Consider the following 19,995-nt stretch of genomic DNA (forward strand, 5'->3'; position numbering starts at 1 on the left):
ATTTGGCAGTTTAAGAGGGATTTTCTAAATGATTACGCACATACAAGGGAAACTTATTGAAAAGAATCCAACAGATGTAGTGATAGACTGCAATGGCGTAGGCTATCTGTTAAATATTTCTCTTCACACTTTTTCTCAAATTCCCGATAAGGAATCTCTAAAGTTGTACACCCATCTTCAGGTAAAAGAAGACTCCCATACGTTATTCGGGTTTTCGTCTTTGGCGGAACGTGAAATTTTTAGATTGTTGATTTCCGTAAGCGGTATTGGAGCAAGTACGGCTCGTACTATGCTGTCTTCCCTGACCCCAAAGCAGGTGCGCGAAGGTATTGCCTCTGGTGATGTGGCTTTAATCCAATCGATAAAGGGTATCGGAGCCAAAACGGCGCAACGCGTGATTATCGACCTAAAAGATAAGATTTTAAAGATTTATGATATAGACGAAGTTTCGGTTTCAAAGGACAATACCAACAAGAATGAAGCGTTATCTGCTTTAGAAGTTCTTGGTTTTTCAAAAAAGCAGGCTGAACGTGTTGTGGATAAAATTATCGTTTCGCAACCGGAAGCTAATGTAGAGACCATTATAAAACAAGCCTTAAAAAATTTATAAACGATTTTGACTATAACTACCCAAAGCTATAACCAACCCGTCCTAAAAATTGTTGCCCTCTTTGCCCTACTGCTTTTATCAGTGTCTGCATGGGCGCAACAACCTGTTCAGGATTCCACGAAAACCGGGTTTAGCTTAGGAGAAATAAAAACCGCGCGACCAAATAGTATCGAGTCTAAATACACCTACGACCCTGTTACCGACCGCTATATTTATACTGAAAAAATAGGCGATTTTAATATCAATTACCCTATTATCCTGACCCCAAAGGAATATCAGGATTTAGTGGCCAAAGAGAATCTTCGGAATTATTACAAGGAAAAAATTGATGCCTTTGATGGTAAAAAAGAAGGTTCGGACGAGAAGCGTAAAAACCTTTTACCAGAATTCTATGTAAATTCTGGGTTTTTCGAAACACTTTTCGGTGGAAACACCATTGAGGTGGTACCCCAGGGTTCTGTGGAAATGGATTTAGGAATTCTGTTTTCTAGACAGGACAACCCAACCTTTTCACCACGAAACCGAAGTAATTTCACTTTTGATTTTGACCAAAGGATTAGCCTTAGCTTATTAGGAAAAGTAGGGACACGTTTGCAAGTAACGGCAAATTATGACACGCAGTCCACGTTCGATTTTCAGAATTTGGTAAAACTAGAATATACGCCCACGGAAGATGATATCATCCAAAAAATTGAAATAGGAAACGTTAACATGCCTTTAAACAGTTCATTGATCACAGGAGCACAAAGTTTATTTGGGGTGAAGGCTCAGTTACAATTTGGACGAACTACATTTACTGGGGTGTTTTCAGAGCAACGTTCTCAGGCCAATACGGTAGTAGCTCAAGGTGGTGGTACACTAGAAGAATTCGATTTTTTTATTAGGGATTATGACGAAAATAGGCACTTTTTCCTAGCGCATTATTTTAGGGACCAATACGATATTGCTTTAAGACAATATCCATTTTTGGATAACCGAGGTTTACAAATTACGAGGCTCGAAGTATACATCACAAATAGGAGTAACAGAACGGATAATGTGAGGAATGTAGTAGCGATTCAGGATTTGGGGGAATCGTTTTACAACCCAGGAAATCCTGATACGGATAATATATTTTTAGATCCAATTCCAGCAAATTTCATCAATACTCCAGACAATTTTTCCAATAACGTGAATGCCTTTCCGGATAATGGCAATAATGATTTTGACCCGACTGCCATTGGAACGACTTCGATATTAACCGAGGCCATTCGCGATATTGCCACTGCTCAAAATGGATTTGGTGTTTTGTCCAACGATGTTAACGAGGGCTCAGATTATGGGAAAATCGAAAATGCAAGAAAGTTAATCAACGGTCAGGAATATACTTTTAGCCCGGAGTTGGGTTATATTTCTTTGAATCAACGCCTTAACGCCGATGAGGTACTGGCGGTGGCCTTCCAATATACAGTTAATGGGCAAGTGTATCAGGTCGGGGAATTTGCAAACGATGGTATCAACCCAAATGAAGTAGAGCAAAATAATCAGGGACAGGTCACCAATGTTACCAATAAGGCCTTGGTGCTTAAGATGCTAAAAAGTAGCGTCACCAATGTAAGGCAACCGATTTGGGACCTGATGATGAAAAACATTTATGATACAGGGGCTTTTAATTTGAGTCAGGAAGATTTTAGGTTGAATATTTTTTATAATGAAGCGTCACCTTTAAACTTCATTAAGCCTGTTGAAGGCTCATCATTTCCGATTTTTGATAACCATACACCGGGCGATCCCAATGATGATAGGGAAATTGTAGAAACGCCACTTCTGCGGATTTTCAATTTGGACAAACTGAACTTCAACAACGACCCCCAAGGCAATGGCGATGGGTTCTTTGATTTTGTACCTGGCATTACCGTGCAACCCCAAACCGGTAAAATCATATTTACAAAAGTGGAGCCATTCGGACGTTACTTATTTGATCTTTTGGACAGCGATGGTAACTCGAACAATAATGACGTGGATTACCAGGCGGATGTTTATACCGATGCCAATCAGGAAAAGTACGTTTACGATATTTTATATAAGCAAACCAAAACGGCTGCCTTGGAAGATGCCGATAAGAATAAATTCCGAATAAAAGGGCGTTATAAAGGTTCGGCCGGTGATGGGATTCCTATTGGCGCATTCAATGTACCTCGCGGTTCCGTAAGAGTAACTGCCGGTGGACGTGTTTTGGTAGAAGGCGTGGATTATACGGTGAATTATCAATTGGGTCGTGTTCAGATCTTGGACGAAGCCCTCAAAGCTTCAAACACACCCATTCAGGTTTCTACAGAAAATAATGCCGTGTTTGGGCAACAGACCCGTCGATTTACTGGGTTAAATGTGGAACACAAATTCAATGACAATTTTGTGATTGCGGGTACCCTTTTAAACCTAAATGAACGGCCGATAACTCAGAAGGCGAATTTTGGTTCCGAGCCAATAAATAATACCATTTTCGGATTCAATGGAAACTATTCTACTGAAGTACCATTTTTAACTAGGATGGTTAACAAATTGCCTAATATAGATACGGATGTGCCCTCCAATATTTCCTTAAGAGGTGAATTTGCGTATCTGTTGCCAGGAGCCCCAAAGGGCACCAATCTGAATGGAGAAGCAACCTCCTATATCGACGATTTTGAAGGCACCCAAAATGCTATCGATTTAAGGGCGCAACAATCGTGGTTTCTGTCTAGTAGGCCTGTGGACATAGATGGAAATGGAAATGATAATGAAATTGAAGACCGAGCAGGTATTGCAAATGGCTACGGAAGGGCATTTTTAAACTGGTACAGTATTGACCCAATTTTTTATAGTTCCAGAAGGCCTGATGGTATTTCCGATGGAGACCTGTCCAGTTTATATACTAGTCGGGTATTTATTAATGAACTGTTTCCGCAACAGGACTTGGTACAAGGGCAAAATTCCGTGCTGAATACTTTGGATTTGGTGTATTATCCCGACGAGCGAGGACCGTATAATTTCCAAACTACGGGAGTTAATATTGATGTTAGTTCCCAGACAACGACTCTAACTAATCCGGAAAATTCTTGGGCAGGGATTACACGCCAATTGACTACGACTGATTTGGAACAAGCTAATGTGGAATATATTGAATTTTGGTTACAGGATCCATTTCAAAACCCGGATGGGCAAGGTTCATCGACCAATCAAGGTGGGAAGCTAGTATTTAACTTGGGAAATATTTCGGAAGATATTATTAAGGATGGAAGGAAGCTATATGAAAATGGACTGCCCGAAGATGGTGACATAAGTATTTTACAGCAACAGCAAACGAATGCCGAACTTAGAACCGTTGTGCCATTAAATCAGTCTCTCATTTATGCTTTTGATACTACCGGGCAAGAAAGGAATAATCAGGATGTGGGGTATGATGGATATGATGATTCCGAAGAAGACTTTATTGAGCCCGCATATGGTGGATTGGCAGATCCATCAAATGATAATTACTCCTATTTTTTGGATGCCGAAGGGGGCATTTTTGAACGCTACAAAAAATTCAACGGTGTTGAAGGGAACACGCCAGATGTGTTTAACGACAATCAACGGGCGGCCAACCCACAACCCGATGTGGAAGACATCAACAGGGATAACACGATGAATACCATCGATAGTTATTATGAATACGAAATAGAACTTAATAGGACCAATTTACCTGAGGTTAACAATATCACAGATATCACAAGTACCAGTGCATTAGATGAGTTTATTACCGATGTTAAAGTTGAAAACCGTGTTTTAGCCAATGGGCAGAATGCAAGTGTGCGTTGGTATCAAATAAGGATACCAGTGAACGTGCCTAATGAAACCTTTGATGACCCTCTGGCCTCACCGGTTTACAAAAGACGTGTGAATAATATAGAGGACTTCCGATCGATTCGTTTTGTACGGATGTATTTAACTGATTTTACCGAGCAAACCGTGTTGCGTTTCGGAACCTTAGATTTAGTAAGAAGCGATTGGCGACGCTATACTCAGACCTTGCAACCTAATGAAGATGATCCAGATGATGATGGCACTGAATTTTCCGTTGGAATTGTTGGGACTATTGAAAATGAAGATACTTATGTGCGTCCCCCAGGCATTGAACCTGAGCAATTGTTTAATAATAATACGGTGATTCGTCAGAATGAACAGGCTTTGTTACTTAACGTTTGCGATTTGGAATCTGAGGATTCTCGGGCAGTGTTTAAAAATATTAATATCGATATGCGCCAGTACAAGCGCCTTCGAATGTTTTTGCATGCCCACGAAGAAGGCAATGGCTATGAGGACGATGAGGCTGAACGCTTGGTTGGGTTTATCAGATTGGGTAACGACTTAAACGATAACTACTATCAGATTGAGGTGCCGTTGGTGAAATCGCCCAAAGGTTCAAGGGACAGGGAAACGGCTTGGCCGGCAGAAAATGAAATCAATCTACCAATTGAATTGTTAGGGCAAATTAAGGCTAGAGGTATTTCGGACGGGACATTAACGGATGAGGACCCTACCTTTTATGACGTTGTAAATGATGCTATAGGTGACCCCCTGATTAATCCGTTAACTGGGTATATTACCGGGCAACAAAGGATAGGTATAAAAGGAAACCCAAATTTTGGGGATGTGAGGACCTTAATGGTCGGTGTTAAAAATGCCAATAACAGTGATGTTTGCGCCCAAGTATGGTTTAACGAACTGCGCCTTTCCGATTTAGATAACGAAGGCGGTTGGGCGGCCGTAGTAAGTATGGATGCCAACATTGCCGACTTTGCCAATGTGAGTGCCACCGGAAGGCAAAGCACCTCAGGTTTTGGTACCATAGAACAAGGCCCAAGTCAACGTGCTTTGGAGGATGTGAGGCAATATGACGTCGTGACCAATATCAATGTCGGGCAGTTATTACCAAAAAAATGGGGTGTTCAAATTCCGTTTAACTATGGACAAAGTGAAGAATTAATCACCCCTAAATACGATCAGTTTTATAAGGATTTAAAACTGGACTCCCGTTTGGATGCTGCAGCGGATTCAGAAGAGAGGGAGGTTATTAGGCAGCGCTCGGAAGATTATACCAAGCGCCAAAGTATCAATTTTATTGGGGTTAGAAAAAATAGAACTACCGATAAGAAACCACGTTTTTATGATGTGGAAAATTTCACTTTAAATTATTCTTACAATAAGGTAGAACACCGCGATTTTGAAATTGAGAATTCCTTGGATCAAACTGTTAGGGCAGGTGCCAATTATGCCTTTAATTTTAATCCTGTGAAAGTAGAGCCGTTTAAAAAGAACGACTCCCTTTTCCGAGGGAAATACTGGAAGTTTTTAAAGGATTTAAATTTTAATGTATTGCCAACAAGTATTGCAGTGAACTCCGATATCAACAGGCAATTCAATAGTCAAAAATTTAGGGAGGCAGAATTGACGGGTCAAAATATTGGCATTCAGCAATTATTTAGACGAAATTATACATTTGATTTTCAATATACCATCAACTATAATATTACCGATGCCCTGCAGTTGAATTTTACGGCGGCAAATAATAATATTGTTCGTAATTATTTTATTGATGACAATTTTATCAGGGGAGAACAGGATCCTGATTTGGATGTGTGGGACGGCTTCCTCGATGTTGGTGACCCCAACCGACAAACTCAAAGTTTGGGCATTACTTATCAATTGCCTCTAAATAAAATCCCAACATTTAGTTTTATTGATGCCACCTATCAATATAATGGCGATTTCCAATGGCAAAAGGGCTCTGATTTGTTTGGTGATTTTGTTGCTGAGGACGGCAATACCTACGACTTAGGGCATACAGTTCAAAACTCTAATACGCACAATATCAATACCAGTTTGGACATGAACCGCTTGTATAAATACATCGGTTTGGTTAAAAAACCAATACGAACGGTAAGGACTCGTACCAGAACAGCCGGTCCTCCGGGAGCAAAACCAAAGAAAGCCGAAAAGCCAAAAAGTGGCAATAAACCTGGCACCAAATGGCTCAACGCTGGGATAGATATTTTGACCAGTGTAAAACGCGCACAGATTAATTACTCCGAAAACAACGGGATATTTCTACCTGGCTATACAAGAACACCTGGCTTTATTGGGACATTAAAGCCAACTTTCGGATTTACATTTGGTAGCCAAAGGGATGTGCGGTTTTTAGCGGCCAGAAATGGATGGCTGACCTATTTCCCGGAATTCAATCAGCAATATACCGAAACGACTACCAAGCAGTTGGATATTTCTGCAAATTTAGAACCTGTGCGGGATTTAAAGATTGATGTGGTGGGGAACAGGACCTATTTGGAGAATTTCTCTGAGAACTATAATGTGGACCGAAATACTGGCATTTACAATCCTTTAACGCCAAACACTTTTGGAAACTTCAATATTTCCACGGTGATGATTAAAACAGCATTCAGTAAAAGCGATGAAACTACTTCTGATGCCTTTAATACCTTTAGGGATAACCGATTGACCGTGGCTCGAAGATTGGCTGCCGAAAGTGGTGCCGATGTTAATGATGTGGACGCCGAAGGCTACCCTAGAGGCTTTGGAAAAACCAGTCAAGCTGTATTATTGCCAGCGTTTTTAGCAGCTTACACGGGACAGGATGCTGGCAAAGTAAAACTGGGGGCATTTAGGGATTTACCTATTCCCAACTGGGACTTAAAATATACCGGATTTATGAAATTCAATTGGTTTAAAAAGCGTTTCAGGCGTTTTTCGGTGACGCATGGCTACCGTTCCAATTACACCATCAACCAATTTCAAACTAACTTGGATTATGGAGATGGGCCAGATTTTAGTGCAGGATATGATGCCGCAATAAATGATGAGGCTAAAGATCAATCCGGTAATTATAAAAATGCGACTTTGTTCAGCAATATTAACCTAACGGAAATGTTCAGTCCGTTGATTCGAATCGATATGGAGATGAAAAATTCCATGAAGATTTTGGCTGAAATCAAGAAGGACCGGTTACTATCTTTGAGTTTTGATAATAATTTGTTGACTGAAATTCAGGGCAACGAATATGTGCTAGGGCTCGGCTATCGTATCAAGGATGTGCGAATCAAGTCTAAATTGGCCGGACCTCGTCAACGTATCGTAAGTGATTTGAATATGAAAGCCGATGTATCTGTCAGGGACAATAAAACCATTATTCGATATTTGGATTTGGAAAACAACCAGGTCACCTCTGGACAAACTATTTGGGGTATAAAATATACCGCGGATTATGCCTTTAGCAGAAATCTTACGGCCATTTTCTATTTTGATTATTCTTTCGCCGAATATGCTATTTCAACCGCTTTCCCCCAAACAACTATCCGCTCTGGATTTACGCTGAGGTATAATTTTGGGAATTAGTCAGGTTTAACCACTCCTAAAAATCATAGCGGGTTCACTTGGATATTTGTGAAACATTAAGGAGAACGAGCACCTCCCTTACTTCCTCCTTTTTAGGAGGGAACTCTTGCTTTAAAACGACGATCACAGATTAATTGGTAAGTACAATATGTCAATTTTTTGATACTACCAGTCCCCTCGATTAAGAGAGGATTTAGGGGTGTGTTTTGGTATAAACATGTTGGGCTTAATTTATTAACTTATACCTATTTGAAATCTAATTCTGAATGAATACATTTGCGGAACAAATTTTAATACGGACAGCATGAACATTCCATCAGAATTAAAATATACCAAGGACCACGAATGGGTAAAAATTGAAGGCGATATTGCCGTAGTAGGCATAACCGATTTTGCGCAAAGCGAATTGGGCGATATTGTTTATGTTGAGGTTGAAACGCTTGATGAAACCTTAGAGGCTGATGAGGTGTTTGGTACTGTTGAAGCTGTAAAGACCGTTTCTGATTTGTTTTTGCCGTTGTCCGGTGAAATCGTGGAGTTCAATGAAGGATTGGAGGATAGTCCGGAAAGTGTAAATTCTGATCCGTATGGTGAGGGTTGGATGATAAAAATTAAGTATTCGGACGCTTCGGAAATAGATAATTTATTGTCGGCCGAGGGCTACAAAGATATCATCGGTGCTTAAAACCTACTCGCTTTTTTTGGCCGTACCCTATACCATTGCCCTAACGGTGGGCAGTTTAATGAGCCTGAAAAATATGCCAGATACAGGCGTAGATTATGCCGATAAAATTTTCCATTTTCTGGCCTATGCCATTTTATGTTTTTTATGGGTTTTGGTATTTCATTTTACCCTTCAAAAACCTTTGAAAAAAGCAGTTTTGTTTGGCGCAGGTTTTGCAATTTTGTTTGGTATAATTATTGAGGTATTACAAGGAACCCTTACTAAAGAGCGATCTTTGGATGTGTATGATGCCATAGCAAATTCGCTAGGAGCATTAACTACAAGTGCAATAATTCTTTTATTAGGGAAATTAGACCTTAAAAATGGTTAAACATTTGCATTTTTGCTAAATAAGTAGTTATTTTAAAATCTGGAAAAACCACAACACTATGGAACCTAAAAAAAATCCGAAAGCCAACGTAAGTAGAAACAGTTCTCTTTACTTCGCTATTGGTTTATTATTGATGCTATTTTTAGCAAATTTTTCAATTAATTATAAAACCTACGAAAAATCAGCAATTGATATTGGTCAGCTTAATTTAGAAGAGGAACTGGAAGAGGAAATTCCGATTACCGAGCAGATTCAAACACCACCGCCTCCACCACCGCCACCTGCGGCCCCAGAGGTTATTGAAATAGTTGAGGACGAAGAAGAAGTAGAAGAAACAGTAATTGAATCTACGGAGGTAGATCAGGAAACTGAAATTGTTGAGGTTGAAGAAATTGAAGTAGAAGAAGTAGAAGAGGATATCGAGGTGCCATTTGCGGTAATTGAAAATGTGCCTGTGTTCCCTGGTTGCGAAAAAGGTAATAATGCTACGAAAAAGGCATGTATGTCTGACAAGATTGCAAAGTTTGTAAATAGAAAGTTTAATACCGAATTAGCTTCAGAATTGGGCTTGTCGGGAAGACAGCGTATCAATGTAATCTTCAAGATTGATAAAACAGGAAGCATTACCGGAGTTCGTGCAAGAGCACCACATCCAGGGTTGGAAAAGGAGGCCAAGCGCGTAATTAGCTTGTTACCTAAAATGAAACCGGGCAAACAACGTGGTAAGCCTGTAACGGTACCATATTCTTTACCGATTATTTTTCAGGTACAAGACTAATAATACGTTTTATAGTTTTATAAAAGAAACAAGGTCCCGACGATATCGTCGGGACCTTGTTTTTTAGGTACTAAATTTCATTGGACCAATCAATTAAAATCCCGTTACAAAAACTGTAACGGGATTTCTTTTTTGGTATGCTTATTGTGTTTTTATCATAATATTAACATTTTAACTATAATAATTATGAGTAATTCAAAGAACACTCACGATTCCGTTCGGCAAAACGGCCTTGTGAAAAAACCACAAAAGCATGATGCAAATTTACAAAAAAACTCTACCCTCTATTTTCAGGTAGGGCTTATCGTTTGTTTACTGGCCGCCTTCGGTCTGTTGGAAATGCGATTTCAGACAATCATTCCTGATGATTATGGGCCGACACTACTACCTGATGAGGACTTATACGTTTTTAACGATGTCGTAAAAATCTATGAGGAAAAAGCAGAGATAATTGAAAAACGGACTAAACCCACGAATTTTAATAACCCAATTATCAAGGAAGATGATGACATTCTTGCGGAAGAAACCCCAGAAATATTTACTGAACCAGAGATTACGTCCGATCCAATTTCTCCCGATGAAGTTATGCCTACTGCTCCTGAACCAGTTGAAGCCGTGGTTGATTTCATTAGGGTAGAAGAAGTTCCCATATATCCAGGTTGTGAAAAAGAAGATGGAAATGAGGCTAAAAGAAAATGTATGTCCGACAAAATCACAAAGCTTGTTAAAAGAAAATTTAACGGCGGGAGGATAGCCACACAATTTGGCCTACAGGGGAAACAGAGGATTTCAGTTCAATTTCAGGTGGACAAAACGGGTCGTGTTACTGACATTAAAACTAGGGGACCACTTCCAGCTTTGGAACAGGAGGCAGAACGGGTTGTAAATATAATCCCCAAAATGGAACCGGGAAAACAACGGAGTAAACCCGTAGGAGTTCGCTATACCCTTCCCATAATTTTTATTGCCGAATAGCAATTATAATTTATCATGCTTTAAGCCGTTATCCCTAAAAGGATAATGGCTTTTTTGTTCGGAACAGTTTGAACTAAAGCAAATCTTAACAAAATGTACTATCTTTCAGCCCAAATTGATATCATATTCATAGTATGAAGCAACTTGTAGCCCTATTTCTCATCTTACTTAATTGTTTCGCATTTGCGCAGGATAATGGCACCTACGAAAAGCCACCTGTTTTTCCGGAATGTTCAGATGTAACTTTGGATTCCTTGCAAAACTGTTTCGATATAAACGTATTTCAGCGAATCAAAACGAATTTTCAAGTTCCCGACAATGTAGCAAAGGATAAATATAAGGGAGAAGTAGTTGTTCTTTTTGAAGTAGATACTACGGGGCAATTTCGGGTGATTTACGTTGACGCTATGTATGATGAGCTAAAACAGGAAGCTCGCCGTGTGTTTGCATCCTTTCCCAAAGTGAAACCAGCAACTTACAGCGGCAGGAAAACCTTTAAGCAATATGCTATGCCAATCCGAATTCCATTGGAGGATTTCAAACTGGCAAAATCGAGTGATTTAGCTGAGGAAAACGAAATTGCGAAAATTGAAGCTGAGGCCAAACGAGAATTTGATAGCGTCAATAAAGGCTTAAGGCCGTTTTCCAATAAAAGGCTTTCCAGTCAATTAAATATTCAATTCAATCATAGCGACTATGCCCGCTTCGATAGGGCAATAAATCTTGTTGGCACCAACAGCCACACGGCTTCAAAACCATTGTTGTATGCTGACGTTGCCAGATATCATGATTTTAATGCCGAACAGGAGGCCTTGGAACGCGAAACCAACACATTTGCTGGGAGAAAGTGGTGGAATGAACATTTGGTGCGTGTGGAAGGCAAAGACTATTGGTTTACCATTGATCCAATTTTCGACCTTCAATCTGGGAGTGAATCTGTAGTGGGCAGTACTTATAATAATACCCGTGGGGTTTTAGTGCAAGGGGGTTTGGGCAAAACCTTTAATTTTTATTCCACCATTTTTGAAAGTCAAGGGCGTTTTGCGGATTATGTGAATCGCTATTCAGAAAGTCTGAAGGCTTTTGGACCAGACCCTGCCATTATTCCAGGGCGTGGCATCGCAAAGCGTTTTAAAAGTGATTCCTATGACTATCCAGTTGCCGAGGCTTATTTATCCTATTCACCCGCCAAATTTTTGAATGTACAATTTGGGCACGGGAAGAATTTTATTGGCGATGGGTATCGGTCATTATTATTGAGCGACGTGACGAGCCCGCACCCATTCCTAAAAATCAACACCAAATTCTGGAAAATAAAATATACCAATACCTTTATGTGGATGAAGGATGTGCGGGATGAGGTGGTTCAGGATAAAGCCTTTTTAACCAAATATGTGGCCAATCACTATTTAAGCTGGAATGTTTCAAAACGCCTAAATATAGGATTGTTTGAGTCGGTGTTGTGGACTAACAGCAACGATAGGGGCTTCGATATTAATTATTTGAATCCTATTATTTTTTATCGTGCCATTGAGTTTGAAACGGGCCAAGGTGCCGGAAATGCCCTGTTGGGTGCATCGGCTAAATATAAGTTTTGCGATAATGTTAATGCCTATGGGCAGTTTATTTTGGATGAATTTTCACTTGGAGATATCAGTGGAGGTGAGAGAAGCTGGAAAAACAAGTACGGCTATCAGCTAGGGGTCAAATATTATGATGCCTTTAAGGTGAAGAATTTGATGTTGCAACTGGAATACAACCGTGTGCGCCCTTATACGTATTCACATAATACTATTGTGCTGAACTATGGCCACAACAACCAACCTTTGGCCCATTTATGGGGTGCCAATTTTAGTGAAACCATTTTGATGGGCCGTTATCGATGGAAACGATGGTTTGGGGATGCCAAATTTATTTTTGGAACCAGAGGGTTTGATTACAATGACGGTACGGACAATTTTAGCTATGGGGAAGATATCTATAGGGACTACAACGATAGGCCTTTTGATACGGGTGTTGAAATTGGGCAGGGCATTAACACAAAAACGTTCTACGCTAATTTACAGGCAGGCTATCTCATCAATCCTGCGTCCAACATGAAGATTTTTACCGATATCACGGTTAGAAATTTTAATCCCGATGCCACCACGGCTACAACATTTGAAAACAACACCTTCTGGTTGAACTTCGGGATAAGAACGGATCTGTTTAATTGGTATTTTGATTTTTAATGAAACTCGATTTTGGGAAGCCTTTTAGGCGAACTTAAAATTGTAAGTTGAATTCTTGCCTGCTAGCAAGCAGGAATCCCGATGACTATCGGGATCTCATTTTATGATAACCAACAGTCATCCTGAACTGTTGCACTGAGCGCAACCAAAGTATTGTTTCAACAGCTCGGGTGCTACAGAGTAAAACCTGATATTTGTCATAAAAATACATGTCTTTTCTGACGTATATTTACTACGTTAATTAAGAATAAATTCCTGCTTTAAAGTTTAACCGCTATACAACCCTCTCCGTAGCGCATTTAAACCTATAACTTCTCTCAAATAAAGCAGTATTTTTAAGTTGAAACAAAAAAATAAAACTATGAAAAGATTAAACCTACTTACAGTCCTGCTTCTAAGCCTATTTGTGCTGAGTACTGCATGTTGCAACAAAGATGATGATAACTCTACCGACCCCATTGACCAACTGCCACCAGCCACACAGACCGGTGAGAATACCTTTGGCTACTTAGTGAATGGAACACCGATTTCAATTACAAATACTAGAGAGCAAGTAGCTATCTATCAGCAAGGTCAACTTCAGTTTGGAGGGGGGGGCGTTAATATAAATATTGTTGATCCACTTGAAATTAATACTCAATATGAATTAATTGGTCGGGCAAGATACCAGGTAGACCCGAATCCGCAACTAGGTTGCAGTTATCAATTTGAAGACACATTAGCAGGTGTGCTAGTGTTTTCTAAAATAGATAGAGTAAACTATATTATTTCTGGCACCTTTGAATTTTCAACAGTCACCGATAATTGCGAAACCATAAACATAACCAATGGCCGTTTCGATATGAAATACATCCCTTAACATAAACTATTAACATATTAATTCATTTTTATCATGAAAAAACGACTCGTTTTTACACTGCTCTGTATTGCCTTTTTTTACGGCAATGCGCAGAACAACAGCTATTGTATCTTTTACCTCTAATAATTAAACATATTGCCTCAATTTAGGAGTGCTAATGGATTTGTTTAATTGGTATTTTGATTTTTAGGAGGTTATCCAACTTTGGACTGTCTTTTTTGCCCCAATTACATTGCCCAAACAAGTTTTATAAAGTATCTTTGCACTCGCATTTCAAAGCGGTAAAGCACAGAAACTTTGGGCAGAGCAAAATCGGTAACAGCATCACCTTCTATCATTTCGGATTTTAAGGAAATCACGAAGATGCGCCTAGCATTAAGCGTGGTGTTTTCTTCGTTGGCCGGTTACCTTTTGGGGGTAGAAACTGTAGATTTTAAGACTTTGATTTTGCTGGCTTTAGGTGGTTATTTTATGGTAGGCGCCTCCAATGCGTACAATCAAATCATTGAAAAGGACTTAGATGTCTTGATGGAGCGTACTAAAAACCGTCCCATTCCGGCTGGGCGTATGTCGGTGACTACGGCTTTTATCATTGCTTCTATTTTTACGCTGCTTGGCATCATTATTTTATATACGATTAATAAGCAGACCGCCATGTTTGGCGCTATTTCCATCTTTTTATACACTTGTGCATATACGCCCCTTAAAACCAAAACGCCCTTGGCTGTATTTGTAGGCGCAATTCCCGGTGCTATCCCCTTTATGCTGGGCTGGGTAGCGGCCACGGATGACTTTGGGATTGAGCCCGGGACACTTTTCGCATTGCAATTCTTTTGGCAATTTCCACATTTTTGGGCGATTGGATGGTTTTTGTTCAAGGATTATGAAAAGGCTGGATTTTATATGTTGCCCACCGGAAAGCAGGATAAGGCTACCGCAGTGCAAACGATTATGTATACCATTTGGACTTTAGCGGTTTCCATAATTCCTGTTTTTGGATTTACCGGAACATTGAAATTGTCCATTGTGGCCGCAATAGTGGTATTTCTTTTGGGCATTTGGTTTTTGTATTACGCAATTCGACTATTTAAGGACATGACGGAAAAGGCGGCCCGGCAGTTGATGATCGTTAGTGTGTCCTATATTTCATTGGTGCAAATAGTTTACGTTATTGATAAATTTTTGAGCAGTTGACAAGAAATATAAATGTCATATTGGGCGCTCCCGATAGATATCGGGACGAAATGCTTTTTAACAGAGGATTTATTAAGGCCTTCGACTGCGCTCAGGCTGACAACTGATTGCCAACTAAAATTATGGGCAGTATAAAAAATATAATTTTAAGTTAAATGGATTTAACCCAAGGTACCCCAAAGGAAAAGAATGAACGCGCTAAGAAAATGATGCTATGGTTTGGCATTATTTCCTTGATTATGTCCTTCGCTGGATGGACTAGTGCATTTGTTGTAAGCAGTTCTAGACCGGATTGGCTGAAGGATTTTCAATTGCCAGATGCTTTTATCATCAGTACGGTAGTCATCATTATCAGTAGTGTGTCCTTTATTTTGGCCAAGCGCACCTTAAAACAGGGCAATTACAAAGCTACTTCATTGTGGCTATTTGTAACCTTGATTTTAGGTGTGGTATTTATAATGAATCAATTTTCTGGTTTTCAGCAGATTATTGATATGGGCTATAATTTTACAGGGCCAACTAGTAATGTGACGATGTCCTATATTTATTTAATCGCGGTGGTCCATATTGCGCATGTTGTGGTTGGGTTAATTTGTCTATTGGTTGTAATTTATAATCATTTTAGACAAAAGTATAATTCTGAAAACATGCTGGGCTTTGAGTTGGCTGCTACGTTTTGGCATTTTATTGATATTCTTTGGATTTATCTCTTTTTGTTTCTTTATTTTGTAAGGTAGAAGGCGCCCCTGCCGATGGTAGGGAATGATGATTGAAAGCGGATTTTGGCGGATAGGCCCGCGTTAGGGATTGTAGAGGAAAGCCCACAGTCCCGATAGCTATCGGGACGAGGACTTGGAACGGAAAGCCCGACCCGAAGGGTAACGCCCAAAAATGAAACGGGTGTAAACCTCATTTTTTGAGTGTGATATTTCGTTAGATGAATAAATTGATTATTTTTGTGCAACTTTTAACAACAACCAGAATTTATGAGTGCTACAGTTGTAAACGCTGAGACAGAAGGCAAAACTTGGGGCGGAGGGAACCAACCTCTTAATGCAAGCTACGGCAAAATGATGATGTGGTTTTTCATCGTTTCGGATGCTTTGACCTTCTCAGGATTTTTAGCGGCCTACGGATTTTCAAGATTTAAATTTATTGATGCTTGGCCTATTGCGGATGAGGTGTTTACCCACGTGCCGTTTCTGCATGGACAGGAATTGCCGATGATTTACGTGGCATTTATGACTTTTATCTTGATTATGTCTTCGGTAACCATGGTACTTGCCGTAGATGCGGGGCATCATTTAGATAAGGCAAAGGTTACCCTTTACATGTTTTTGACCATTATCGGAGGTTTGATTTTCGTTGGATCCCAAGCATGGGAATGGGCAACGTTTATTAAAGGCGATTTTGGTGCAGTTCAAACAAAAGGTGGTAATATTTTACAATTTGTGGATACAGATGGGCACCGCGTGGCATTGCGCGATTTTGTGGTAGCCGAGCATAAAGATAGAACATCGCATGACCGTGATAACGGGCTATGGTTTGTATCTGAAGGTACTCTACCAACCTATACCGTTGATGAAGTGGTGAAAGGCTTGGAGGCTCATGACAATGTTTTGGTAAGAACACAAACGCTTACTGAAGCAGGTGAAAAAACCGTATTGTCCCGAGCAGAATCTCTAAGACAAATAAAAGAAAATGGAAAGCTAGTAGTAGAAGGGGCCAATCTTCATGTGAACGAATATGGGTCGCCATTGTTTGCTGACTTTTTCTTCTTTATTACTGGTTTCCACGGATTCCACGTATTTTCAGGAGTTGTCATTAATATTATCATTTTCTTCAATGTAATTTTAGGAACATACGAAAGACGCAAAAGTTACGAAATGGTGGAGAAAGTTGGATTGTACTGGCACTTTGTAGATTTGGTTTGGGTATTTGTATTTACATTCTTCTACCTAGTTTAAAAATAGATTTAAGATATGGCACACGCACATAATTTAGCAATACTAAGAGGATTAATTAAATTTAAATCCAATACCCAAAAGATTTGGGGTGTATTAATTTTATTATCTATTGTAACTGCAGTTGAAGTTGTATTAGGTATATACAAGCCAGAGGCTTTATTAGAGCCGGTTTTAGGTATGAAATGGTTAAACTGGATATTCATCATCCTCACCATCGTAAAAGCGTATTATATTACTTGGGACTTTATGCACATGCGCGATGAATTAAAGTCATTAAGACGCATGGTGGTCTGGACGGCTGTTTTCTTGATTCTTTATTTGATTTTTATCTTATTGCAAGAAGGTGGTTATGTTTTTGATGTTTATGAAGATGGGTATATCAAAAGAGATTTTTAAGACACAAGGTTGTGTTAAATATATAGGAAAAAGGTGGTTTTAAGAACCACCTTTTTTATTTTTGCACCGTGGAAAAGAAGAAGCAAATAAAGAAGAATTTTATACTTGGTATTTTATTTTTTTTGCCTGTGGTCTTTGTTTTTATAATGTCTATTTCAACAGAGAATTACGAGACTTTGGATATTGTAAAAACAGATGTGAAGGATTTCTTGCTGGTTAAGGAAGATAGTATCAAACTGAAAGACCATTTAACGGTGTTAGCCTTTTTTGGAAGGCACCCAAAAGAAAAATCCACGGAAGCTTTAAACCTCAAGGAAATTATTTACGATAAATTCAAAGGGTTTAAAAAGTTTCAAATCGTAGCCTTAGTAACCGAAGATGCTCAGGTCGAGGCCGAAGAACTGTTTCAGGAAATAGCCTCATACGAAGATTTGAGGTTTTGGCATTTTGTGCCTTTGGATGAAATCGCTATTCTAAGCACTTTTAATAGTTTGAAAAATGATTTCAGTCTGGACCAAAATTTAGCAACTTCAAAAGTGTTTATTGTAGATACGGATTTAAGCCAAAGAGGACGAAGTGATGCAAGGGAGGACGATGAAAAGGCTAAAAACAAACCCATCTATGAAATGAACTATTATGATTGTGTTGAGGTCGCAGAATTGAAGAATAAATTAGCGTCGGAAGATTTAAGGGTACTGTTTACCGAATACCGACAAAAGCGAAAAGGCCAGTTTAATTCGGATACTAGACGGGCGGATGATTTAAAATCGGATTCTAATTTATAAACATTTGTCAGGTTGAGCGCAGTCGAAACCTTTTTGATTAAAAGAAATGACTAAAAAAACTAACTATTCATATATAGGAATTGCATTTATCATTCTGGTTTTTGGAATTCTTTTTGTTCCGAAAATTGTGGATAGAATCACCAATGATGATATTTCCCGGAAAGAAAGCCGAAGCGATTTAAAAAAGGAAGTAAAAAGCAAAACTGCAGCTTTAGCCTTTATTGAAAATAATGGAGAGAAACGACGGGTGCCGGATTTTAGTTTTACCAATCAAAATGGGGAACAAATCACGAATAAGGATTACGAGGGCAAAGTGTATGTCATCGAATTCTTTTTCACCACCTGCCCAACAATTTGTCCTAGAATGAATCGCAACTTGGTGCAAATTCAAAATACATTTGAGGAATTTGAAAACTTCGGGGTGGCCTCTTTTACCATAAACCCTGAACACGATACCCCGGAAGTGCTAAAGGGTTATGCTGAGAGTTACGGCATTTCCAACCCCAATTGGCATTTAATGACCGGAGAAAAAAACGCTATTTACAAATTGGCTAATGAAGGATTTTACATTTATGCGGCCGAAAATAAGGACGTGGAAGGCGGTTTTGAACATTCGGGTAATTTTGCGCTAATTGATAAAAACGGTTTTATCCGTTCGAGAACTGATGACTTTAGGAACCCGATTATTTACTACAGAGGGATTGCCTCTGAGGAAGAAGGTGCTGATGATAATGGTGAAAAGGAGCAAATCAGTGCGTTAAAAGAAGACATAAAACTATTGCTTAATGAGTAATTCGAATCAACCGATAAACGAAAAAAAGTACAACACGCTAATCATTATTTTGTCTATTGCTATTCCATTAGTAGTGGCCTTGCTTTTCGGTGTTAAGATTGAAGCGGAGCTGCCCGTGTTTCTGCCACCGATTTATGCCAGTATAAATGCAGTAACAGCGTTGGTGCTAGTACTCGCTTTTATAGCCATTCAAAACAAAAAAATCAAGTTGCACGAGCGTTTGATGAAGTTCGCCATAGTGCTGTCAGTGCTATTCTTAGTAATGTATGTGGCTTACCATATGACAAGTGATTCCACAAAATTTGGGGGCGAGGGCGTTATCAAATATTTGTATTATTTTGTACTGATAACTCATATTTTATTGTCTATTGCTGTTATACCGTTTGTACTGATAACTTACGTAAGAGCCATAACAAACAATATTGAGAAGCATAAAAAAATAGCAAAAATCACCTTTCCGTTATGGTTGTATGTGGCCATTTCAGGTGTTGTGGTTTATATTATGATTTCACCGTATTATAACTAGAATTCAACTCCTTCCCTTTTGAAGGGAAGATGTCCCGATAGTTATCGGGATCAATTCCAAAAGAATTGAAAGTCGGAAGGGTTGCTAAAGGTTAAAATTAAAAATGAAACGTTTTATCATCTTTGTTCTCTGTACTTTTTTCCTTGTTCTAGACGTCGAGGGGCAATGCGCTATGTGTCGTGCGGTTTTAGAAAGCGAGCAAGGGCAAACTACCGCTGAAGGTATCAATAACGGTATTGTGTACTTGATGGCGATTCCCTATATTCTTGTTGCAGGCATTGGGTATTTTATTTACCGAAAATTCTACAGGAAATCTTCTTGAATCCCTAGACAGGAAAATGTCGGCACCGTTTCTAAGTTAAAAAATTAATAAAAGTTTTTTTGCACATTATTTGTAACATTTCTTTGCATTGTTA

16 protein-coding genes are annotated in these 19,995 nt (G+C 39.3%); all 16 read left to right on the forward strand.

What is annotated here, in order from left to right; translation table 11 throughout:
- The first annotated feature begins 28 nt into the window (after positions 1 to 28).
- Positions 29 to 610, forward strand: coding sequence for a Holliday junction branch migration protein RuvA (gene ruvA / locus H7U19_RS00640; RefSeq protein ID WP_186557907.1), 582 nt, complete (start codon positions 29 to 31; stop codon positions 608 to 610).
- Between the two features lie 6 nt (positions 611 to 616).
- Positions 617 to 8,020 (forward strand): T9SS outer membrane translocon Sov/SprA, encoded by a 7,404-nt coding sequence (gene sov, locus H7U19_RS00645; protein WP_222597361.1) that lies wholly within the window; start codon positions 617 to 619, stop codon positions 8,018 to 8,020.
- Positions 8,021 to 8,324: 304 nt separating this feature from the next.
- A complete protein-coding gene (gene gcvH, locus H7U19_RS00650; RefSeq protein WP_186557908.1) occupies positions 8,325 to 8,705 on the forward strand; it encodes a glycine cleavage system protein GcvH in 381 nt (126 codons plus the stop codon).
- Positions 8,698 to 9,075, forward strand: a complete 378-nt coding sequence (locus H7U19_RS00655; RefSeq protein ID WP_343069058.1) for a VanZ family protein — start codon at positions 8,698 to 8,700, stop codon at positions 9,073 to 9,075. Before gcvH ends, H7U19_RS00655 begins: the two co-directional genes overlap by 8 nt.
- Positions 9,076 to 9,133: 58 nt before the next feature.
- Entirely contained in the window at positions 9,134 to 9,853 is a 720-nt protein-coding gene (locus H7U19_RS00660) for an energy transducer TonB (protein ID WP_186557909.1), read from the forward strand.
- A gap of 186 nt (positions 9,854 to 10,039) precedes the next feature.
- A complete protein-coding gene (locus H7U19_RS00665) occupies positions 10,040 to 10,828 on the forward strand; it encodes an energy transducer TonB (protein ID WP_186557910.1) in 789 nt (262 codons plus the stop codon).
- Between the two features lie 134 nt (positions 10,829 to 10,962).
- A complete protein-coding gene (locus tag H7U19_RS00670; RefSeq protein ID WP_186557911.1) occupies positions 10,963 to 13,059 on the forward strand; it encodes a gliding motility protein RemB in 2,097 nt (698 codons plus the stop codon).
- Between the two features lie 361 nt (positions 13,060 to 13,420).
- Positions 13,421 to 13,918 (forward strand): Riean_0653 family protein, encoded by a 498-nt coding sequence (locus H7U19_RS00675; RefSeq protein WP_186557912.1) that lies wholly within the window; start codon positions 13,421 to 13,423, stop codon positions 13,916 to 13,918.
- Positions 13,919 to 14,215: 297 nt separating this feature from the next.
- A complete protein-coding gene (gene cyoE / locus H7U19_RS00680; RefSeq protein WP_186557913.1) occupies positions 14,216 to 15,112 on the forward strand; it encodes a heme o synthase in 897 nt (298 codons plus the stop codon).
- Between the two features lie 155 nt (positions 15,113 to 15,267).
- On the forward strand, positions 15,268 to 15,849 hold the full coding sequence (locus tag H7U19_RS00685) for a cytochrome c oxidase subunit 3 (protein WP_186557914.1): 582 nt from the start codon (positions 15,268 to 15,270) through the stop codon (positions 15,847 to 15,849).
- Between the two features lie 249 nt (positions 15,850 to 16,098).
- Positions 16,099 to 17,079 (forward strand): cytochrome c oxidase subunit 3, encoded by a 981-nt coding sequence (locus H7U19_RS00690; protein WP_186557915.1) that lies wholly within the window; start codon positions 16,099 to 16,101, stop codon positions 17,077 to 17,079.
- A 15-nt stretch (positions 17,080 to 17,094) separates the two neighbouring features.
- The gene (locus tag H7U19_RS00695) at positions 17,095 to 17,475 is read left to right on the forward strand and encodes a cytochrome C oxidase subunit IV family protein (protein ID WP_186557916.1); all 381 of its coding nucleotides are present in this window, start codon (positions 17,095 to 17,097) and stop codon (positions 17,473 to 17,475) included.
- Positions 17,476 to 17,621: 146 nt separating this feature from the next.
- Positions 17,622 to 18,260, forward strand: coding sequence for a hypothetical protein (locus tag H7U19_RS00700; RefSeq protein ID WP_246454566.1), 639 nt, complete (start codon positions 17,622 to 17,624; stop codon positions 18,258 to 18,260).
- A gap of 46 nt (positions 18,261 to 18,306) precedes the next feature.
- Complete coding sequence (locus H7U19_RS00705; RefSeq protein WP_186557918.1) at positions 18,307 to 19,053, forward strand: SCO family protein; 747 nt, start codon at positions 18,307 to 18,309, stop codon at positions 19,051 to 19,053.
- Positions 19,046 to 19,579: a DUF420 domain-containing protein gene (locus H7U19_RS00710; protein ID WP_186557919.1), complete on the forward strand. Its 534-nt coding sequence runs from the start codon at positions 19,046 to 19,048 to the stop codon at positions 19,577 to 19,579. Before H7U19_RS00705 ends, H7U19_RS00710 begins: the two co-directional genes overlap by 8 nt.
- Before the next feature lie 103 nt (positions 19,580 to 19,682).
- Positions 19,683 to 19,901: a hypothetical protein gene (locus tag H7U19_RS16785; protein WP_222597362.1), complete on the forward strand. Its 219-nt coding sequence runs from the start codon at positions 19,683 to 19,685 to the stop codon at positions 19,899 to 19,901.
- The last annotated feature ends 94 nt before the right edge of the window (positions 19,902 to 19,995 follow it).

The organism is Hyunsoonleella aquatilis, assembly GCF_014270105.1.
Lineage (GTDB): Bacteria > Bacteroidota > Bacteroidia > Flavobacteriales > Flavobacteriaceae > Jejuia > Jejuia aquatilis.